Origin of the sequence: Kitasatospora sp. NPDC090308, from assembly GCF_044769485.1 — a bacterium.
Taxonomy (GTDB): domain Bacteria; phylum Actinomycetota; class Actinomycetes; order Streptomycetales; family Streptomycetaceae; genus Kitasatospora; species Kitasatospora fiedleri.
The window spans coordinates 348,822-367,908 of sequence record NZ_JBIVXY010000002.1; the positions used below are offsets into that span (position 1 = coordinate 348,822).

The following is a 19,087-nucleotide window of genomic DNA, read 5'->3' on the forward strand; positions in this document are numbered from 1 at the left end:
CGCGGAGGGGGGCCTAGGCTGGGGGTTTCGGCAGAACAGTGATGCCACGGACCGGGAGGACCCCCGTGCGGTACCACAATTCGATCATCGAGCTGGTCGGCGACACCCCGTTGGTGAAGCTCAACAAGGTCGCCGAGGGGATCAGCGCCACCGTGCTGGCGAAGGTCGAGTACTTCAATCCGGGCGGTTCGGTGAAGGACCGGATCGCCGTGCGGATGATCGAGGCGGCGGAGGCTTCCGGCGCGCTCAAGCCCGGCGGCACCATCGTCGAGCCCACCAGCGGCAACACCGGGGTGGGGCTGGCGATCGTGGCCCAGCAGAAGGGCTACCGCTGCATCTTCGTCTGCCCGGACAAGGTGTCGACGGACAAGATCAACACCCTGCGGGCGTACGGCGCCGAGGTGGTGGTCTGTCCCACCGCGGTCGCCCCGGAGCACCCGGACTCGTACTACAACGTCTCGGACCGGCTGGTCCGGGAGACCCCGAACGCGTGGAAGCCGGACCAGTACTCCAACCCGGAGAACCCGGCCTCGCACTACCACTCCACCGGCCCGGAGCTGTGGGAGCAGACCGAGGGGCGGATCACCCACTTCGTGGCGGGCGTCGGCACCGGCGGGACGATCTCCGGCACCGGCAACTACCTCAAGGAGGTCTCCGGCGGGAAGGTGCAGGTGATCGGCGCGGACCCGGAGGGCTCGGTCTACTCGGGCGGCACCGGGCGGCCCTACCTGGTGGAGGGCGTCGGCGAGGACTTCTGGCCGACCGCCTACGACCGGCAGGTCGCGGACCGGATCGTCGCGGTCTCCGACAAGGACTCGTTCCAGATGACCCGCCGCCTCGCCAAGGAGGAGGGCCTGCTGGTCGGCGGCTCCTGCGGGATGGCCGTGGTGGCGGCGCTGGAGGTGGCCCGCGACCTGGGGCCGGAGGACGTGGTGGTGGTGCTGCTGCCGGACGGCGGCCGCGGCTACCTGTCGAAGATCTTCAACGACGACTGGATGGCGGACTACGGCTTCCTGCCGACCGCCACCGACGAGGCGCACATCGGCGAGGTGCTGGGCCGCAAGGACGCCGTCGAGCACGAGGGCATCCCGCAGTTCGTGCACATGCACCCCAACGAGACGGTCGCCGAGGCGGTCCGGGTGCTGCGGGACTTCGGCGTCTCGCAGATGCCGGTGGTCTCCCCGGGCGCCGGGCACCCGGACATCATGGCCGGCGAGGTGATCGGCTCGGTGGTCGAGCGGGAGCTGCTGGACGGCCTGTTCAGCGGGCGGATCCAGCTGACCGACACGCTCGACGGGGTGATGTCGAAGCCGCTGCCGGTGGTCGGCTCCGGCGAGTCGGTGACCAACCTGATGGCGGTGCTGGAGAAGGCCGACGCGGTGGTGGTGCTGGTCGAGGGCAAGCCGCAGGGCATCGTGACCCGCCAGGACCTGCTGTCCTTCCTGACCGCCCGGGCCGGCCACTGACCGCCCGCCCGGGCGGCTCCGCCCGCCGTCCGGGTGAGGAATCCGGGCCCCGGAACAGTTGGTACTCGGACGTCACAGCTGCGCATCATCCGGTTAACACGGGCACGGCATCTTTGAAGCACGGCAAGAAGCCGAGAGCGGTGACAGCACAGGACGGGAGCGGCTCCCCATCCTGAGCGGTCACCCAGGACACGACCGGTCGGCCCTGACCCGGCCCACCGTGTCCGGACCGTGGGAGGCGCCGTCGTCCCGCCCCTGTCATCAGGGTGCGGCGGCTCCCGCGGCCAGAGATCGCGCCGCGAGGCGCGGCTCCGCGAGCTCCCGGGTGGGGGAGTCCGAGCGGAGGAGGAAGGGCCGGTCCGGGTTCGCCCGGGCCGGCCCTTCCTCATGCCCGCCGCCGCACCCCGCTCCGTACCGGCTCCGGGTCCGGCTCCCGGCCCCGTCTCGTTTCCGGAAGGGTGTGCGAGGCCCTAGGCTCGCTGACATGACCAGCACCGACCTGCCCGAGCAGGACGCACCGCGCTACGTTCGCCTCACCATCGAGCTGATCGCCGAGATCACCGACGAGGGGGCCCTCAAGGCCGCCGCGCTCACCCAGGTCTCCGACGACGAGTACCTGGACGACGACGAGCGGGCCCAGGCCGTCGAGGCGATCGAGGTGGACCCGACCGGTTCCCTCGCCCACTTCGTCGACCCGGTCGCCCTGCTCGGCGACGTCCCCGGCGTGGAGCTCGCCTCCGCGACCTGGGAGTCCGCCAGCACCGACTACGACCCCGACGACGAGAGCTGGGACGAGTACGAGGTGCAGTGACACCGCGTCCCGTCCGGGACCCGTCCCCGGGTCCCGGACACGCGGGTCCCGCCCGCGTTCCAGCCGTGCGAGAGCCCGGTCCGGCAGCCCCGGACCGGGCTTTTGTCCTTTCTGCCCATCGCTTGGGTACTCTCGTACGATCTGCACATATATGCGTGATCTTGGAACGAGGAGCGTGGACGTGACCGCACCGGAGAAGCAGGACCGGCCGCGCGGCGGCAACTGGAGCCGGCGCGGCGTGCTCTCCGGGTTGCTGGGCGCCCCCGTGCTGCTGGTCGCGGCCTGCACGGGCGGCGGCGGGAAGTCCGGCCCCGCCAGCGCCTCCGGCTCGGCCCCCGCCGCGGGCGGGACCTCCGCCACCCCGTCCACCAGCCCGAAGGCCTCGGTGGCGGAGATCACCATCAAGCCCGCCGACGGCGTCACCGCCGCGCCGTTCACCGAGCCGGTCACCGTCACCGTGCTGAACGGCACCCTGACCTCGGTGACCGTCACCGACCGGTCCGGGCAGCCGATAGGAGGAGAGCTCTCCGCCGACGGCGCGAGCTGGACCTCCACCGACCAGCTCGCCAGCGGAACCGCGTACACCGTCGCCGCCTCCGCCGTGGACGCCGGGCAGCGCCCGGCCGACGCCAACGCCAGCTTCTCGACCGCCTCCCCGGCCAACACCTTCGTCGGCTACTTCACCCCCGAGGACGGCAGCACCGTCGGCGTCGGCATGCCGGTGTCGATCAACTTCAACAAGGCGATCACCGACCGGAAGGCCGTGCAGCAGGCGATCACCGTGGTCGCCGACCCGCCGGTGGAGATCGTCGGCCACTGGTACGACGCCACCCGGCTCGACTTCCGCCCGCGCGAGTACTGGGCGAAGGGCACCAAGGTCACCCTCAAGCTGCGGCTCAAGGACGTGGCCGGGGCCAAGGGCGTCTACGGCACGCAGTCCAAGGACGTCGGCTTCACCATCGGCCGCAGCCAGGTCTCCACCGCCGACCTGAAGGCCGACACCCTCACCGTCCGCACCGACGGGCGGGTCACCGCGACCTACCCGGTGATCGGCGGCGCGCCCGAACACCGCACCTGGGGCGGCAAACTGGTGATCTCCGAGCGCTACCAGCAGACCCGGATGAACTCCAGCACGGTCGGCCTGGGCAGCGAGTACGACATCCCGGACGTGCCGCACGCCCAGCGGCTGACCAGCTCGGGCACCTTCATCCACGGCAACTACTGGTCGCCCGCCGGGCAGTTCGGCAACGACAACACCAGCCACGGCTGCATCGCGCTGCAGGACGTCCAGGGCGGGAACGACCCGCGCACCGACGCCGCGGAGTTCTACGCGAGTTCGATGATCGGCGACGTGGTCGAGGTGGTGAATTCCGGCGACCGCACCGTCAACCCCGGCAACGGCCTGAACGGTTGGAACATGGCCTGGTCGGACTGGGTCGCCGGGAGCGCCGTCTGACGCGTGCACGGAGAGGGCACGGTTCGGACACGGAAGGTGGGGGGCCGGTGAGAGTGTCCTCAACGAATGGTAAAAATATCCGCGTGCGGGGGGACACGCCATTGTGCTGAGCTTGCCTCCGCGGCAGGGCCGACCGGGCCCGAACCGTCTCCAGGTAGCAGGAGCAAGCCATCAACACCGTCATCCGCCGCCGCACCGTCCGCGCGGGCATAGCCGTCACCACCGGAGCCGTCCTCCTCGGCGGCGGCCTCGCCGCCTGTGGCACCGTCGAGCAGTTGACCGCCGGTCAGAAGCTCGACAAGGCGTTCGACAAGCTCGGCGACGCCAAGACGGTCACGGTCGACCTCTCGCTCGACGCCAGCTCCTCGCAGCTGGTCGCGTTCGGCGAGGCGATCGACGACCCGATCGAGAAGCAGGCCGCCGACCTGCTCTCCGACCTCAAGCTGTCCGTGTCGGTCGGCTACGACAAGCCGCTCAAGGACGCCGGAGGCTTCACGTCCGGCTGCGCCGCCGGCGGGAGCGGTGGGAGCGCCAAGAACGAGGGGGTCACGCTCGGCTACGCGCTGAACAGCAAGAAGGACGGCAAGACCTACGCCGACTTCCGGCTGGTCGGCGACAAGGCGTACCTCAAGGTCGACGTGCGCGGCATCGCCCAGCTCGCGGGCGAGGACGGCCCGGAGTTCGAGTCCGGCCTCGACCAGCTGCCGCCCGAGGCCGCCCCGCTCAAGGACCTGGTCGGCGGCAAGTGGGTCTCGGTGGACGTCGCCAAGCTCCAGGAACTGTCCCAGCAGGCGGCCGGCGGCGGCGCGGCCGGCAAGGGCGCCACCCCGAAGCCCTCGCCCAGCCTCGACCCGTCCGTGCTCAACGACTTCTGCGACTCGCTGAGCGACGCCCTCTCCGACAACGTCACGCTGGAGGACAAGGGCAAGAGCGCCGACGCCGACGACGTGATCCGGGTCTCCGCGCCCGCCCGCCCGCTGGTCGAGGCGCTGTACAAGTCGTTCACCGGCGTCGCCAAGAACATCCCCGGCTCCCCGGGGCTCCCGGCCGAGGGCGACTTCGCCGACGTCCCGGACCGCAAGCTCTCCGCCGACGTGCAGATCAAGGACGGCCGCCCGCAGGCGGTCACCTTCGACTTCGCCCAGCTCGTCGAGAAGTCCGACTGGTCGGCGCACCTGCCGCTGCGGATCGGCATCTCCACCGACGGCACCACCCAGGGCGCCCCGACCGGCGCCACCGAGATCGACCTCGGCCAGCTCCAGGAGATGTTCGCCTCGATGGCCGGCGGCTTCGAGGACGGCACCGACCCCGACGTCGACCTCGGCGGCATCGACCTGGGCCCGGCCGCCCCGCTGACCGACGCGCAGTACGCCGAACTGGGCAAGCTCGGCATCGAGCGGAGCGTCGCCGAGTCGATGAACCACAGCGGCCTCAGCTTCGAGGAGATCAAGGAACTGGCCCCCGAGCTGACCTGATCCACCGTCAGCACGCCGGTGCGGCACGGCCCGCCGCGGGAAGCCCCCGCGGCGGGCCGCCGCGCGTTCCGGGCCCCGGCCGCAGCGCGACGTCCGGAAGCCGCCGGACCGCGGCGGGCGCCGGGCGCAGGCTGGACGCATGGAAACCGCCACCGCCACCGCCACCGCAGCTCCGGCCACCGCAGCTCCCGGCACCGCCCCGGCGCTCGACGTCCGTGCCGTCCCCAGGCCCGTGCTGGACGCGCTGCGCCGCACCGACGACGCCGGGCGCGCCCGGACGTCCGCCGTCACCGAGCAGGGCGGCGAACCGCTGCGCTGCTGCCTGACCAGGGCCAGGCCCGGCGAGCGGATCACCCTGCTGTCGTACGCGCCGCTGCTGCGCTGGGCCGCCGAGACCGGCTGCGACCCCGGGCCGTACCTGGAGACCGGCCCGGTGTTCGTGCACGCCGAGCCGTGCCCGGGTCACCCCGGCGGCTGGCCGGCGGGCTTCCACGGCGGGCCGCGGGTGCTGCGGGCCTACGCGGCGGACGGCCGGATCCTCGGCGGCCGACTCGGCGGACCGGCCGAACTCCCCTCGCTCGCGGCCGAACTGCTGGCCGACCCGGCGACCGCCGTACTGCACGTGCGGGCCGTCGAGTTCGGCTGCTTCCTGCACGAGGTGCGCCGCGGGTAGCCGTCGGGCGCCCGGCTTCGCGCAGTACGGCGCCCCCTGCCGGTCGCGCACCGCGCCCGTGCGGGCCCACGCCGTGGGGCCGGGCGGCCCGGACCGGCTCCGGACCGGCCGCCGGCCGCCGGCCACCGGCACGGGCCGTGGGCGGCGGGCCGTGGGCGACGGGCGGCGGGTCGTGGGCGGCGGGTCGGGGACACCACCCGCAGCGCCGGGTAGCCGATCGCGCCGCTCAGCAGCCACGGCTCCACCGGGCCCGGCTGGAACCGGTCCGACCCGGCGACCAGGGCCCGGCCGGAGCGGCGCGAACCGGCGCGCCCGGTGCGCCCGGTGCGCTCGGTACGCCCGGTGGACACTCCGCGTCCCCCCGTGTCCCCCCGTGTCCTCCGTGTGTCGATCGGGCGTGCGGTCGGTCGATCGTGGCGGTACGACCCCTGGTGCTGCGGGACTTCGCCGGTCGCGGACCGCCGGTCCGGCGTCCGGGTCCGGCCTCCCGCCGCGGCACGCCCCGGGGAGCCCTCCCGTCGCACTAGGCTCGGGAGCATGACCGAGCACCAGCTTTCCCACGGCTTCGAGACACTCGCCATCCACGCGGGCCAGGAAGCGGACCCCCGGACCGGGGCAGTCGTGACGCCGATCTACCAGGTGTCCACCTACAAGCAGGACGGCGTCGGCGGACTGCGCGAGGGCTACGAGTACAGCCGCTCCGCCAACCCGACCCGCACCGCGCTGGAGGAGTGCCTGGCCGCGATCGAGGGCGGCGCGCGCGGCCTCGCCTTCGCCTCCGGGCTGGCCGCCGAGGACACCCTGCTGCGCACCCTGCTCAAGCCCGGCGACCACATCGTCATCCCCAACGACGCCTACGGCGGCACCTTCCGGCTGTTCGCCAAGGTGCTGACCCGCTGGGGCGTCGAGTTCTCCGTCGCCGACACCCACCACCCCGAGAAGGTGCGCGAGGCGATCCGTCCGACCACCCGCGCGGTGTGGGTGGAGACCCCGTCCAACCCGCTGCTCGGCATCACCGACCTCGCCGCGGTCGCCGAGATCGCGCACGCCGCCGGCGCCAGGCTGGTGGTCGACAACACCTTCGCCAGCCCCTACCTCCAGCAGCCGATCTCGTTCGGCGCGGACGTCGTGGTGCACTCCACCACCAAGTACATGGGCGGGCACTCCGACGTGGTCGGCGGCGCCCTGGTGGTCGCCGACGCGGGCCTGGCCGAGGAGGTCGCCTACCACCAGAACGCGATGGGCGCGGTGGCCGGGCCGTTCGACGCCTGGCTGGTGCTGCGCGGCATCAAGACGCTCGGCGTCCGGATGGACCGGCACTCGGAGAACGCCGAGAAGGTCGCCGAACTGCTGGCCGGGCACCCGAAGGTGAGCCAGGTGCTCTACCCGGGCCTGCCCGGCCACCCCGGGCACGACGTCGCCGCCAAGCAGATGAAGGCGTTCGGCGGCATGGTCTCGTTCCGGGTCGCGGGCGGCGAGCAGGCCGCCGTCGAGGTCTGCAACCGGGCCGAACTGTTCACCCTGGGCGAGTCGCTGGGCGGCGTCGAGTCGCTGATCGAGCACCCCGGCCGGATGACCCACGCCTCCGCGGCCGGCTCTCCGCTGGAGGTGCCCGCCGACCTGGTGCGCGTCTCGGTGGGCATCGAGTCCGCCGCCGACCTGCTCGCCGACCTGGAGCAGGCCCTCGGCTGACGGCCGGTCCGGCTCTCCGGCTCCCCGGTTCAACGGCGGTCCAGCAGGCCGTCGTTGAACCGGGCCAGCAGCGCGCAGAACACCGCCCGCTCGCGGGTCGTCCAGCCCGCCGTCAGCTCGGCGATCAACTCCCGCCGCCGCTCCCGCACCTGGGCCAGCCGACCGGCCCCCAGCGGCGTCAGCGCCAGCTGCACCGCGCGCCGGTCCGCCGGGTACGGAAGCCGCGCCACCAGGCGCTCCCGCAGCAGCGGCGCGGCCTGCCGGGTCACCGTCGAGGAGTCCACCCCGAGCGCCGCCGCCAGCGTCTTCACCTTGGCCGGTCCGGTGGCGGCGAGCTGCTCCAGCAGCAGGAACGCGGCCCGGTCCAGCTCCCCGGCGGCGCAGATCCGCCGGGCGAACACCGCGACCTGGTAGGGGAGTTGGCGGTCCGCGTCGGGGCGGTCCGGACGTTCGGGGCGGTCGGCGTGTTCGGCGTGTTCGGCGCGGCCGGGACGTCCGGCGCGGCCGGGGCCGTCGTTGCCTTCGGCGCGGCCGGGGCCGTCGGGATCGGAGGGTCCGTCGGACGGGGGCAGGGTCATCGCGGCTCACGGGGGGTGCGGGCGACTCGTCCCAGCAGCGTACGCGCGCCGGGCGACCGGCGGAACAGCGCGCGCCCTACGCTGGCCCCCATGCACAGGTGGCCGATCACGGTGGACGACGTCCGGGGCGCGCAGAAGATGCTGGCGGGGGTGGCCCGGGTCACCCCGATGCAGACCAGCCGCCACCTCTCCGGGACGGCCGGCACCCCCGTCCACCTCAAGTGCGAGAACCTGCAGCGCACCGGCTCGTTCAAGCTGCGCGGCGCGTACGTGCGGATCGCCGGGCTGTCCCCGGTCGAGCGGGCCGCCGGGGTGGTCGCGGCCAGCGCGGGCAACCACGCGCAGGGCGTCGCGCTGGCCGCCTCGCTGCTCGGGGTGCGCTCCACCGTCTTCATGCCGGTCGCCGCGCCGCTGCCGAAGGTCGCCGCCACCCGCGAGTACGGCGCCGAGGTCCGGCTGCACGGCGCCAACGTCGACCAGGCGCTGCGGGCCGCCCGGGAGTACGCCGAGGACACCGGCGCGGTCTTCATCCACCCCTTCGACCACTGGGACGTGATCACCGGCCAGGCCACCGTCGGCCTGGAGGTCCTGGAGCAGTGCCCCGAGGTGCGCACCGTGCTGGTCGGCACCGGCGGCGGCGGTCTGCTGGCGGGCGTGGCGATCGCGATCAAGGCGCTGCGCCCGGACGTCCGGGTGATCGGCGTGCAGGCCGCCGCCGCGGCGGCGTACCCGCTGTCGCTGGCGGCCGGGCGCCCGGTCGCGCTGGAACGGTTCGCCACCATGGCGGACGGCATCATGGTCGGCCGCCCCGGGGACATCCCGTTCGAGGTGGTGGAGGCCCTCGCGGACGGGGTGCTGACGGTCTCCGAGGACGCGCTCTCCCGGGCCCTGCTGGTCGGCCTGGAACGGCTCAAGCTGGTGGTCGAACCCGCCGGGGCGGCGCCGATCGCCGCGCTGATGGCCGAGCCCGGGCGGTTCGAGGGCCCGGTGGTGGCGGTGCTCTCCGGCGGCAACATCGACCCGCAGCTGATGCAGCGGGTGCTCCGGCACGGCCTGGCCGCGGCGGGCCGCTACCTGTCGCTGCGGGTCCGGCTGACCGACAAGCCGGGCGCGCTGGCCGACCTGCTGGGCGTGCTGACCCGGATGGACGCCAACGTGCTGGACGTCGCGCACGTCCGGATCGACCCGCAGCTGGGCCTGACCGAGGTCGAGGTGGACCTGCACCTGGAGACCAAGGGGCCCGAGCACTGCGCGGCGGTGATCGGCGAGCTGCGCGCGGACGGGTACGTGGTCAGCCGCTGAGGCCCGCTGAGGCCCGCTGCGGCCCACCCGGGCCCGCCCAGGCCCGCCGGGGCCCTCTGGTGGGGCCGCCGGGGCCCAGAGGCAGCAGGTGGGCCGGGTTGTCAGTGGTGGCTGGGAGGCTGTGACCCGCCTCACCTGCGGCGCTTGACGCGATATATCGCGAGTGACAGCATCTTGCGATGTATCGCGAGCTTCGCCGCCGGCGGGCCCGGGTACCGAACCGGATGATTTCCCCACAGAACCGACTCGCATCAGGAGATGAGGCAGGCCCATGGCGGCAGCCATCGAAGCCGAGAACCTGGTCAAGACCTTCGGTGACGTCCGCGCCCTGGACGGCGTGAGCCTGGACGTGCCCGAGGGCACCGTGCTCGGGCTGCTCGGACCGAACGGCGCGGGCAAGACCACCACCGTGCGCGTCCTGACCACCCTGCTCCAACCCGACTCAGGCCGGGCCACCGTCGCCGGGGTCGACGTGCTCAAGCACCCCAACAAGGTGCGCAGCCTGATCGGCCTGTCCGGCCAGTACGCCGCCGTCGACGAGTACCTCACCGGCCGGGAGAACCTCCAGATGGTCGGCGAGCTCTACCAGATGAGCGCCCGCGACGCGAAGCGGCGGGCCCTCGAACTGCTGGAGTGGTTCAACCTCTCCTCGGCCGCCGACCGCACCGCCAAGACCTACTCCGGCGGCATGCGCCGCCGCCTCGACCTGGCCGCCGCCCTGGTGGTCCGGCCCCCGGTGATGTTCCTGGACGAGCCCACCACCGGCCTCGACCCGCGCAACCGGCTCGCCCTGTGGGAGGTCATCGAGACCCTGGTCGAGCAGGGCACCACCCTGCTGCTCACCACCCAGTACCTGGAGGAGGCCGACCGCCTCGCCCACGACATCGCGGTGGTCGACCACGGCAAGGTGATCGCCCGCGGCACCGCCGACGAGCTCAAGGCCCAGATCGGCGGCGAACGCATCGAGGTGGTCGTCCGCGCCGCCGACCTCGTCCCCGAGGCGGTCGCCGCGCTCACCCCGTACGCCAAGGGCGAGCCGACGGTGGAGCGCAACACCCGCCGGATCACCGTCCCGGTCAGCGGCGGCGCCCGGGTGCTGGCCGACGCCATCCGCGAACTGGACGCCCACTCCATCGAGATCGACGACATCGGCCTGCGCCGCCCCACCCTGGACGACGTCTTCCTCTCCCTCACCGGCCACGCCACCGAGGACGGGACGGGCGAGGACGAGGGCGGCACGCCCGCCGCGTCCGCCGGGAAGGGCCGCCGCGGCCAGCGAGAGGACGCCTGAGATGACACTCGCCAGCACCGACGGCGCCATCGGCGGCGCCCCCGTCGCCCCGCGCCGCGGCGTCGCCGCCACCGCCCACGACTCCTGGGTGGTCGCCAAGCGGAACCTGCGCCGGATGACCAGGATCCCCGAGATCGTCGTCTTCGGGCTGATGCAGCCCGTCATGTTCGTGCTGCTGTTCTCGTACGTCATGGGCGGCGCGATCGCGATCCCCGGCGCCCCGCCCGGCCACGACGTGTACATCGAGTACCTGATGGCGGGCATCTTCGCCCAGACCGTCACCTTCGCGGTGGCCGGCGCCTCGGCCGGCATCGCGGAGGACATGACCAAGGGCCTGGTCGACCGCTTCCGCTCGCTGCCGATGGCCCGGGCCGCCGTGCTCACCGGCCGCACCCTGGCCGACCTGGTGCAGACCGCGTTCATCCTGGTCGTGCTGGCGCTGGTCGCGCTGCTGGTCGGCTGGCGGATCCACCACGGCGTGCTGGACATGCTCGCCGCGTTCGGCCTGCTGCTGCTGCTCGGCTACGCCTTCTCCTGGATCGGCGCGCTGATCGGCCTGTCGGTGCGCAGCCCCGAGGCGGCCACCTCGGCCGGTCTGATCTGGCTGTTCCCGCTGACCTTCGTCTCCAACGCGTTCGTGCCGGTCAGCTCGATGCCGAGCTGGCTCCAGCCGGTCGCCTACTGGAACCCGTTCTCCGCCACCGTGCAGGCCTGCCGCAGCCTGTTCGGCAACCAGCTCGGCCCGGTGCCGGACTCCTGGCCGATGCAGCACGCCGCGCTGGTCTCGGTGGTCTGGTCGCTGCTGATCACGGCGGTGTTCTCCTGGCTGGCGGTGCGCAAGTACCGCCGCGCGGCCGGCTGAGGAACGCCGCACCGGGCGGCTGAGGACCGCGGTGCCGGGCGCACCGGCCCCGGGCGCACCGGCCCCGGACGCGCCGGCCCCGGACGCGGAACGGCCGCTCCCCCCACCCGGGGGAGCGGCCGTTCGACGCGGGGCGTCCGGTCAGCCGGAGAAGGGCTTGGCGTCGATGATCTTCACGCTGGCCTTCTTGCCGTTCGGCAGCTCGTACTGGGCGTCCTCGCCCACCGACTTGCCGATGATGCCCCGGCCCAGCGGCGACTGCGGCGAGTAGACGTCGATGTCGCCGTCGGTGACCTCGCGGGAGGCCAGCAGGAACTCCATGGTGTCGTCGAGGTCGCCGTCGAAGGCGACCTTCACCAGCATGCCCGGGGCCACCACGCCCGAGTCGGCCGGCGCCTCGCCGACCTTGGCCCGCTCCAGCAGCTGGGTCAGCTGGCGGATCCGCGCCTCGGTCTTGCCCTGCTCGTCCTTGGCCGCGTGGTAGCCCGCGTTCTCCTTGAGGTCGCCCTCCTCGCGCGCGGCCTCGATCTTCTGGGCGATCTCGATGCGCCAGGGCCCGGTCAGGTGGTCAAGCTCGGCCTTGAGCTTGTTGTAGTGGTCCTGAGTGAGCCAGGTCACGTCATCGTTGGTCTGGGTCACAGGAGTGCTCCTCGTCGGTGCTGGCGCCGCCCCGGGGGTGGACCGGCGGCGGTGTGGTCGATTTTCTGGGCAGATGCAAAGCAACGCCCGCTTCCGTGCCGATCGGCGCGGAAGGGGCGAAACCACGAGCCTAACAAGTTCCCGGCCTGGACGGGAGGTCTCCGAGCGGCCGGCCCCCCGGGGCCGGCGGCCGATCGGGCGGTGGGCGGGTGCCGGGCGGGTACGGGCCGGGCGCTGGGCGGGTACGGGCCCGGTACGGGCCGGGCGCTGGGCGGGTGCGGGTCGGGGGAGCCCCGGCGGCGGGCGGTCGGAGAACGCGGTGGCATCCGCGCGCGGCGGTGCCTCCGAAAGGGTGAGCGAGCGGGCGGGGCGGGGCGTTACTTCTTGTCGGGGGTGCAGCCGAGCAGCTCCGCGGTGGTGCCGCGGGCCGTGGTGCGCAGCGTGACCACCTCGTCGTAGGCGGTGCCCGCGGCCGGGACCGGGAAGTCCGACTGGCCGACCACCGCGCCGTCCGCGCCCTGCGAGCGGACCGTGCAGACGCCCGCGGTGCCGTCGCTCTTGCGCACCGAGAGCTGCAGTTGCAGCTCGGTGTCCGACACCGGCTGGAAGGTGGGCACCGTACCGTTCAGCCGGGTCTCCCGCAGCAGGTACGAGCCGCCCAGCCAGGCGATCAGCCCGAGGAACAGCACCCCGCACACCACCGCGGCGATCCGCAGCCTGCGGTCGGCGGCCCGGTCGTCGGACCGGCTGTAGCGGCCGGCCGGCGGTGCGGCCGGGGACGCCGCCGGCGTCGTGGGCGTAGGGCTGTGGTCCATGGCGGGGCTCGGTCCTTTCGCGGAGGCGGTTCGTCCTTCGGTGGGAATGGACGGGCCCTCCAGTCCGTCACTATAGGAGGGGCACGTCCGCGCCGGAGGCGGCGGGGGAGCCGACCCGACGAAGCGGACATACCTGTACCTGAAGGGGACCAGGCGTTGAGCGAGCAGTTGCGTTTGATGGCGGTGCACGCGCACCCGGACGACGAGTCCAGCAAGGGCGCCGCCACCATGGCGATGTACGTGTCGCAGGGGGTGGAGGTCCTGGTCGCCACGTGCACCGGAGGGGAGCGGGGATCGATCCTCAACCCCAAGCTCCAGGGCGACCCGTGGGTCGAGGAGAACATCCACGAGGTCCGCCGCAAGGAGATGGACGCCGCCCGGGAGATCCTCGGCGTCCAGCAGGCGTGGCTCGGCTACGTCGACTCCGGCCTCCCCGAGGGCGACCCGCTGCCCCCGCTGCCGGAGGGCTGCTTCGCCCTGGAGGACGTCGACGTGGCGGCCGGGGCCCTGGTCAAGCTGATCCGCGAGTTCCGCCCGCACGTGATCACCACGTACGACGAGAACGGCGGCTACCCGCACCCCGACCACATCATGACCCACAAGATCACCATGGTGGCCTTCGACGCCGCCGGCGATCCTGCGGCCTACCCCGAGGCCGGCGAGCCCTGGCAGCCGTCCAAGCTCTACTACAACCACGGTTTCCCGATGGGCCGGATCCGCGCCCTGCACGCCTACCTCAGCGCCAACGGCCACGAGTCCCCCTACGGCGAGTGGATCGAGGGCTGGGAGAAGTCCGGCCGGGCCGAGCGGGAGATCACCACCCAGGTCGCGTGCGGCGACTTCTTCGAGATCCGCGACAAGGCCCTGATCGCCCACGCCACCCAGATCGACCCCGACGGTCCCTGGTTCCGCGTCCCGCTCGACATCCAGCGCGAGGTCTGGCCCACCGAGGACTACGAACTCGCCAAGTCCCTGGTCGACACCGACCTCCCCGAGACCGACCTCTTCGCGGGCCTGCGCAAGTAACCGCACCCCGCCACGCCCGTACCACCCCCCGGTGACCCGGCCGCCCTAAGGCCGGGTCACCATGGAGGAATGAGCACCCCCGTGAACCCCGTCCAGCTCGCCACCGCCCTGGCCCTCGACGAAACCAAGGTCACCCCCGGCCTCCTCGGCTTCGTCGTCTTCGCGGTCCTCGGCATCGCCACCTGGTTCCTCCTGAAGTCGATGAACGCCCAGTTCAAGAAGATCGACTTCACCGAGCAGCCCGACCCCAAGGACGACTGACCTCCGGGGCCCCGCCCCTTGGACCGGGACCCAACCCAGGTCGAACGGCGCCGCGGCCCGCTCGCTCCCGACTCCGCGATCCGGCAGAACCGGTGCTACCGCTCCGTGCGGCGCAGGAACTGCCAGCCCAGTACGGCCAGGGCCAGCGTCTGCACGAGGGAGGCGAGGACGAGCAGCGGCTGAACGGTGGGGGAGCACCAGAACGCGGTCGTGCAGACCATGGGCAGGACCAGGTACGTGAACAGGTCCACCGCGGTCTGGAGCCGCTTGCGCGTGGTGCGGCCCGCGAGGTTGCGGTGGTATGCCTCCCAGTCGAACACCGTTCCGTGGGCGGAGGTGAGTTCCCCGAGCCGCGGTCCCAGCCGGTCGTGGACGTAGTGGCCGATCGCGGAGATCTTCTCGTCGTTGACCAGGTAGGTCCAGCCCAGGATCAGGCAGATCGCGGGGACGGAGAGCAGCAGCGGGAACTGTCCGCTCTGGACGGTGACCGCCACGACCGCGGTGGCCGCGGCGAGGGTGAAGTAGAGCAGGTTGTCGCGGAACCCTATCCGGGTCTTCTGCTCCTCCTTGAGGTGGTCGTACTCGGTCAGCAGGATCCTGCTCTCGGAGACGTCGTCCGTGGAGGTCACAGGCGCTCCTATGCTCGAGTTCGGGGTCAGCCGACGACCTGAAAGGACGTCAGGTTCTCGGAGCCGTGCCGTTCGATCCAGCTCCTCCCGTCGGCCGCTATCCCCTCCAGAAGGCGGAAGGTGTGGGTGGAGCCGGTCGCGCTGAGGGTGATCTCGGAGATCTCCTGGGAGTTCTCGTCCGGTGCCAGTTGGTGGGCGTCGGCGTCCTTGATGCGGATCTTCCTGGCCGGTCCGTTGGTGAGGACGAGCTCCAGGTCGTAGCCGATGTCGACGTTCTCCGTCACCTGCACGGAGGAGAGCGCGTCGAACCGGTAATTGCTCCGCTGCTCGTTCCGGCGCGTCGCGTCCGAGAAGTTGAACTCGGAGCTGACCTCGCGGATGCCGTCCCGGGTGAACAGGAACAGGCGGAAGACGTAGTGCGAGTACCGCCAGGGGCCGCCCCTGACCCGACCGCGCTTGTAGGAGGGACCCGGGGCCACCAGGATGGTGTGGGTGATCAGGTCGCGCCAGGTGAGCCGGTGGTGCCGGAGCGCCTCGTCGACGAACGAGGTCTTGTCGCAGGTGAGCCAGGTCTCCATCTCCCGCTCGCTGGGGCGCAGATCGTCCAGGCGTGACTTCCAGCGCTGGTAGGCGGCCTGCCGTGCGGTCAGCTGCTCCTGGTACTCCAGGGTCTCCCGGGCCAGCCGGTACTCCTCGCGCCGGACCTCCAGCCACCGGGAAGCGGCCGCGTGCCCGGACCAGGCCGCACCGAGCACGGCCAGGAACGCCCACAGCGGCCGGGGTTGGACGGCGCCCGACAGCGCCGTGCCGCACGCGGCCAGGGCCGCAGCGGCGGCGACGACGAGGGCCGCCACGGTCAGGGCCTTCGTCCGGCCCGGGGTCCGCTCCTGGTGCCGGTCGAACAGGGTGCCGTTGTTGTGGCGGTTCCGGGTGTCCTCGGCGAGGTGCCGGATCAGCCAGTTGACCCGGTCCACACCGATCCGGCTCTCCCGGTAGAGGTCCGCGATCTCGGCGGCGAGGCTGCCGCGGACCTCGGCGGTGTGGGTGAGCCAGGACTCCGAGGTGAACCCGTAGGGCGCGCGAACGCTGAAGTAGTAGTCGAACGAGTGGCGGACGCTGTCGGTGAACCCGCCCTCGGCAGGAGCCGGACCGCGCGGGTGCGGGATCCCGGCCCCGGCCGGGCGGCCCGGCCTGATCTCCCGCCCCCACCACCGGACGCCGAGGCGGGCCGCGACCAGGCCCGCGGCGAGCGCCACCAGCAACTCGACGGCCGCCCGGGTCGGATCCGCGACCAGGGCCAGGGCCCAGAGGAGCGCGCTGCTGACGACGAACAGGGCCGCCCGGGCCGGGAGGGCCGCCCGGGCGGCAGCAGCGGTGCTCGGGCGGGGCGGGAGGGCCCGCGCCCCGATGGGGACGGGCGCGAAGTAGGCCCAGACCCGCTGGGCCCGATCGTTGCCGAAACGCTCTGCCTCGGCCCGTTCGAGGGTCTCCGCCCACAGGTCGTCCTTCAGCCCCCCGGTGAGCATGAGGTCGAGGTGGCGGAGGATCGCGTCGTGCTGGTAGGACGGCAGGTCCTGCAGTTGCTTCAGCACGGGGCCGGTCTCGCCGCCGGCCGTGCTGAGCACCGCCAACAGGTCGAAGGTGACGCGCAGGGCCTCCTTCCACCCGTCCTCGGCGTAGGTCCGCACGAGCCCGGAGGCGTAGCGCAGTGCCTGGACCTCTTCGGTGCCGAGGTCGTGGTGGGTGCGTGCGCTGAGCATGGCGAGCACCCAGTGAAAACGCACCTCCGCACCGTCGTACCCGCGGGCGATTGCATCGGTGATCATCTTGCGGGCGCGGCTGGGAACGCCGTCCTGCAGGAGCCGTACGCCCACGCGGTACTTCTCCTGCGGCGAGGCATCCGGGTGGGTGATGTAGACGGTGGAGTCGTGCACGATCTGGGCCTGGATCCCGATGGTGGAGCCGTGGGCGGACGAACTGTACGCGGCACCGTTGTCGTTGCTCATGCCGGGCCACCGGCCGCGGCGATCAGGGAAGTCAGGGCGGTCACCAGCGCGGGGCACTCCGCGACCAGTCCGCGCAGCCTCCTGAGCGTCATGGCCGTCCGCTTCGACGTTTCGGGGGTGTTCCCCCCGGCCGACCGGAGGGCGGAGTCCAGGTCGGTCAGGGCCTCCCGGTAGGTGTCCTCGTCGAGGATGCCCTCGGCGCGGTGCCGACCCAACTGATCGCGGAAAAAGTTCAGTTCCGCGATCAGGTCGGTCGGGCCGGATGCCTGCGGGGCCGTGTTCAGGTGGACGCTGCTGCCCGTGACCGTGCCGGCCATGATGCCGACGGTGCTGTGGTGGGCGGTGTTGTCGACGTGTCGGTCGAGCCGGTCGGCCGAACGGATCCTGTCGTCCCGGGGCACGGTGGTCTCCTCCTGTTCCCTCGCCAGTTCCACCGCCAGCCGGGTGGCGAACGCCGCCGCGTTCGCCGCGGCCCGCGGCTGCCAGTTGCGGTCGTCCGCGCTGTTCTTCGTGCCGTCCGCCCGGTCGCTGATCCCTCGGATGACGGCCACCGGCGCCCCGTTGAGATGACCGGCCTGTGCCACGCCGGCCGCCTCCATCTCGATGGCGAGTGCGTCGTTGTAGTGCTGCCGGATCCACTTCGCCTCGGCCGAGATCCGCGAGTTCTGAACGACCTCGCCGGCGGCGATCACCCCGAAGCGGACCTGCGGCGCGTCCTCGTGGCCGGGCGCGGGGTCCGCCCAGTCGTTCAAACGGGCCAGGTGCGAGGCGAGCTGGCTGATGCCGTGCGGTGCTTCCCACACCCGGGGGCGGGCTTTGAGCCCGTCGTCCTCGCTGGTCCCGCCGTGGTAGGCGTACACGTGGGACGCCATCACCACGTCGCCCAGCCTGATGGTGTCCCACAGGGCGCCGGCGACTCCGACGAACAGCACGGCCACCGGCGAGAACTCCTGGATCGCGCGTTCGGCGATCACCGCGGCGGAATGGTTCCCCTTGTTCGTCAGACCGAGCGCGACACGGCACGACGTACCCTGCACGGTTCCCACCTCGAACCGCGTCCCACGTTCGTGGCGGTGCACCTGCGGATTCGCCAGCTTCTGGCGCACGGCCTGGTACTCGAGATTGAGGGCGGTGAGAATCACCACCGGGCCTTTCGACATCTACTCCTCTTCCTCTCTCGTGTCCTCTTCCGCCGCGGACGGCGCGGGTCGGATCAGCGGCGGGAACAGCACGGTTTTCGGACCTGCCCGGTACAGCCGTGCGGGCCGCCCGCCCGTGGTCCTGCGGTCCGTGCCGACGGGGACGATGAATCCCTTCGCGGCTTGGACCTTCCGGTAGAAATTGCGGGTGTCGAGTCCGGTGCCCCAGACGGCCTCGTACACCTGTTGCAGCTCCGCGATGGTGAATTCCTCGCCGCAGAACGCCGTGGCCAGCGCCGAGAACTCGAGCTTGGTGCGCGCGTGCTCGATCCCGTCCGTGGCGATTCGGCGGTGGTCGAAGGCGAGTTCCACCTCGCCGGAGAGCACGGCTTCCGCAGGCACCCACGCGGCATCGCTGGCATCCGTCCCCGCGACCGGATCGGGCAGGCCCGGGGCGATCGCCAGGTGGGCCACGGAGACGACCCGGCCCCGCGGATCGCGGCCCGATTCCCCGTACACGGCCAGCTGTTCAAGATGCACCCAGCCGGCGGTCAAGGCCGTTTCCTCGCTCAGTTCGCGGTGAGCGGCATCCAGGATCTCCTCGCGATCGTGGTTCAGGAATCCTCCGGGCAGGGCGGACATGCCCCGGAAGGGGTCTTCACCCCGCTCCACCAGGAGGACGTGCAGGCGGTTCTCCCGCAGCGTCAGGATCACGAGATCGACCGTTAGCAGTACAGGAGTTGGTGACCACACGTCATCTTGCATGTCCTGCAAGGTACTTCAGTTACTGTCACTTGCACAAGAAGGGGGGCGGGGAGGTTGTGCCGTTCGACTCCGCACCAGCGGTGCGCGGAGGAGCCGCGCGGGCCGACCGGCGGTGGAGAGGCAAGAGCTTCCGAACCGGCCTTGTGCCGCGAGGTAGTGGCGTAAGCGTCAAGAGTGACGGCCTTGAAGCGGGGGATCGAC

General features: G+C 72.2%; 18 protein-coding genes. 11 read left to right on the forward strand and 7 right to left on the reverse strand.

From position 1 onward, the window contains the following. Window positions 1-41: 41 nt before the first annotated feature. From ACIQVD_RS05565 to ACIQVD_RS05590, 6 genes are all read left to right on the forward strand, one after another. The gene (locus ACIQVD_RS05565; RefSeq protein WP_402286231.1) at window positions 42-1,466 is read left to right on the forward strand and encodes a cystathionine beta-synthase; all 1,425 of its coding nucleotides are present in this window, start codon (window positions 42-44) and stop codon (window positions 1,464-1,466) included. A 484-nt stretch (window positions 1,467-1,950) separates the two neighbouring features. After that, window positions 1,951-2,277, forward strand: a complete 327-nt coding sequence (locus ACIQVD_RS05570; RefSeq protein WP_100836583.1) for a hypothetical protein — start codon at window positions 1,951-1,953, stop codon at window positions 2,275-2,277. A gap of 175 nt (window positions 2,278-2,452) precedes the next feature. After that, the gene (locus tag ACIQVD_RS05575; RefSeq protein ID WP_400682192.1) at window positions 2,453-3,733 is read left to right on the forward strand and encodes an Ig-like domain-containing protein; all 1,281 of its coding nucleotides are present in this window, start codon (window positions 2,453-2,455) and stop codon (window positions 3,731-3,733) included. A gap of 275 nt (window positions 3,734-4,008) precedes the next feature. Continuing rightward, the gene (locus tag ACIQVD_RS05580) at window positions 4,009-5,208 is read left to right on the forward strand and encodes a hypothetical protein (RefSeq protein WP_402286234.1); all 1,200 of its coding nucleotides are present in this window, start codon (window positions 4,009-4,011) and stop codon (window positions 5,206-5,208) included. A gap of 139 nt (window positions 5,209-5,347) precedes the next feature. Next, window positions 5,348-5,881, forward strand: a complete 534-nt coding sequence (locus ACIQVD_RS05585; RefSeq protein ID WP_402286237.1) for a DUF1203 domain-containing protein — start codon at window positions 5,348-5,350, stop codon at window positions 5,879-5,881. Window positions 5,882-6,418: 537 nt separating this feature from the next. Beyond that, window positions 6,419-7,573 (forward strand): cystathionine gamma-synthase, encoded by a 1,155-nt coding sequence (locus tag ACIQVD_RS05590; protein WP_400682188.1) that lies wholly within the window; start codon window positions 6,419-6,421, stop codon window positions 7,571-7,573. A gap of 29 nt (window positions 7,574-7,602) precedes the next feature. Here ACIQVD_RS05590 and ACIQVD_RS05595 read toward each other — a convergent pair whose 3' ends face one another. Further along, window positions 7,603-8,151 carry a MarR family winged helix-turn-helix transcriptional regulator gene (locus ACIQVD_RS05595; RefSeq protein ID WP_402286239.1) on the reverse strand — a complete coding sequence of 183 codons (549 nt, stop codon included), beginning with the start codon at window positions 8,149-8,151 and terminating at the stop codon, window positions 7,603-7,605. A gap of 90 nt (window positions 8,152-8,241) precedes the next feature. Here ACIQVD_RS05595 and ilvA point away from each other — a divergent pair, with 90 nt between their 5' ends. The 3 genes from ilvA to ACIQVD_RS05610 all read left to right on the forward strand — a co-directional run bounded on the left by ilvA (window position 8,242) and on the right by ACIQVD_RS05610 (window position 11,606). After that, window positions 8,242-9,453 (forward strand): threonine ammonia-lyase, encoded by a 1,212-nt coding sequence (gene ilvA / locus ACIQVD_RS05600; protein ID WP_400682186.1) that lies wholly within the window; start codon window positions 8,242-8,244, stop codon window positions 9,451-9,453. A 271-nt stretch (window positions 9,454-9,724) separates the two neighbouring features. Next, window positions 9,725-10,744, forward strand: a complete 1,020-nt coding sequence (locus tag ACIQVD_RS05605; protein ID WP_111557050.1) for an ATP-binding cassette domain-containing protein — start codon at window positions 9,725-9,727, stop codon at window positions 10,742-10,744. A gap of 1 nt (window position 10,745) precedes the next feature. Continuing rightward, a complete protein-coding gene (locus ACIQVD_RS05610; RefSeq protein ID WP_400682184.1) occupies window positions 10,746-11,606 on the forward strand; it encodes an ABC transporter permease in 861 nt (286 codons plus the stop codon). 141 nt (window positions 11,607-11,747) lie between these two features. Here ACIQVD_RS05610 and greA read toward each other — a convergent pair whose 3' ends face one another. Together greA and ACIQVD_RS05620 are read right to left on the reverse strand one after the other, a co-directional pair. Next, complete coding sequence (greA, locus tag ACIQVD_RS05615; RefSeq protein WP_400682182.1) at window positions 11,748-12,245, reverse strand: transcription elongation factor GreA; 498 nt, start codon at window positions 12,243-12,245, stop codon at window positions 11,748-11,750. A gap of 377 nt (window positions 12,246-12,622) precedes the next feature. After that, window positions 12,623-13,060 carry a DUF4307 domain-containing protein gene (locus tag ACIQVD_RS05620; protein WP_400682180.1) on the reverse strand — a complete coding sequence of 146 codons (438 nt, stop codon included), beginning with the start codon at window positions 13,058-13,060 and terminating at the stop codon, window positions 12,623-12,625. A 156-nt stretch (window positions 13,061-13,216) separates the two neighbouring features. Here ACIQVD_RS05620 and mca point away from each other — a divergent pair, with 156 nt between their 5' ends. Further along, window positions 13,217-14,086 carry a mycothiol conjugate amidase Mca gene (gene mca / locus ACIQVD_RS05625; protein ID WP_400682178.1) on the forward strand — a complete coding sequence of 290 codons (870 nt, stop codon included), beginning with the start codon at window positions 13,217-13,219 and terminating at the stop codon, window positions 14,084-14,086. A 69-nt stretch (window positions 14,087-14,155) separates the two neighbouring features. Beyond that, window positions 14,156-14,347 carry a hypothetical protein gene (locus tag ACIQVD_RS05630; RefSeq protein WP_100836571.1) on the forward strand — a complete coding sequence of 64 codons (192 nt, stop codon included), beginning with the start codon at window positions 14,156-14,158 and terminating at the stop codon, window positions 14,345-14,347. Between the two features lie 95 nt (window positions 14,348-14,442). Here ACIQVD_RS05630 and ACIQVD_RS05635 read toward each other — a convergent pair whose 3' ends face one another. Genes ACIQVD_RS05635 through ACIQVD_RS05650 form a run of 4 tightly spaced genes read right to left on the reverse strand, consistent with a single transcriptional unit; the run spans window position 14,443 to window position 18,886 of the window. Further along, window positions 14,443-14,976 carry a hypothetical protein gene (locus tag ACIQVD_RS05635; protein WP_402286244.1) on the reverse strand — a complete coding sequence of 178 codons (534 nt, stop codon included), beginning with the start codon at window positions 14,974-14,976 and terminating at the stop codon, window positions 14,443-14,445. A gap of 26 nt (window positions 14,977-15,002) precedes the next feature. Further along, window positions 15,003-16,982, reverse strand: a complete 1,980-nt coding sequence (locus tag ACIQVD_RS05640) for a hypothetical protein (RefSeq protein WP_402286246.1) — start codon at window positions 16,980-16,982, stop codon at window positions 15,003-15,005. Further along, a complete protein-coding gene (locus ACIQVD_RS05645; RefSeq protein ID WP_402286248.1) occupies window positions 16,979-18,142 on the reverse strand; it encodes a purine phosphorylase in 1,164 nt (387 codons plus the stop codon). The genes ACIQVD_RS05640 and ACIQVD_RS05645 overlap by 4 nt, the downstream gene beginning before the upstream one ends. Beyond that, window positions 18,143-18,886: an NrtR DNA-binding winged helix domain-containing protein gene (locus ACIQVD_RS05650; protein WP_402286250.1), complete on the reverse strand. Its 744-nt coding sequence runs from the start codon at window positions 18,884-18,886 to the stop codon at window positions 18,143-18,145. Between the last annotated feature and the right edge of the window lie 201 nt (window positions 18,887-19,087).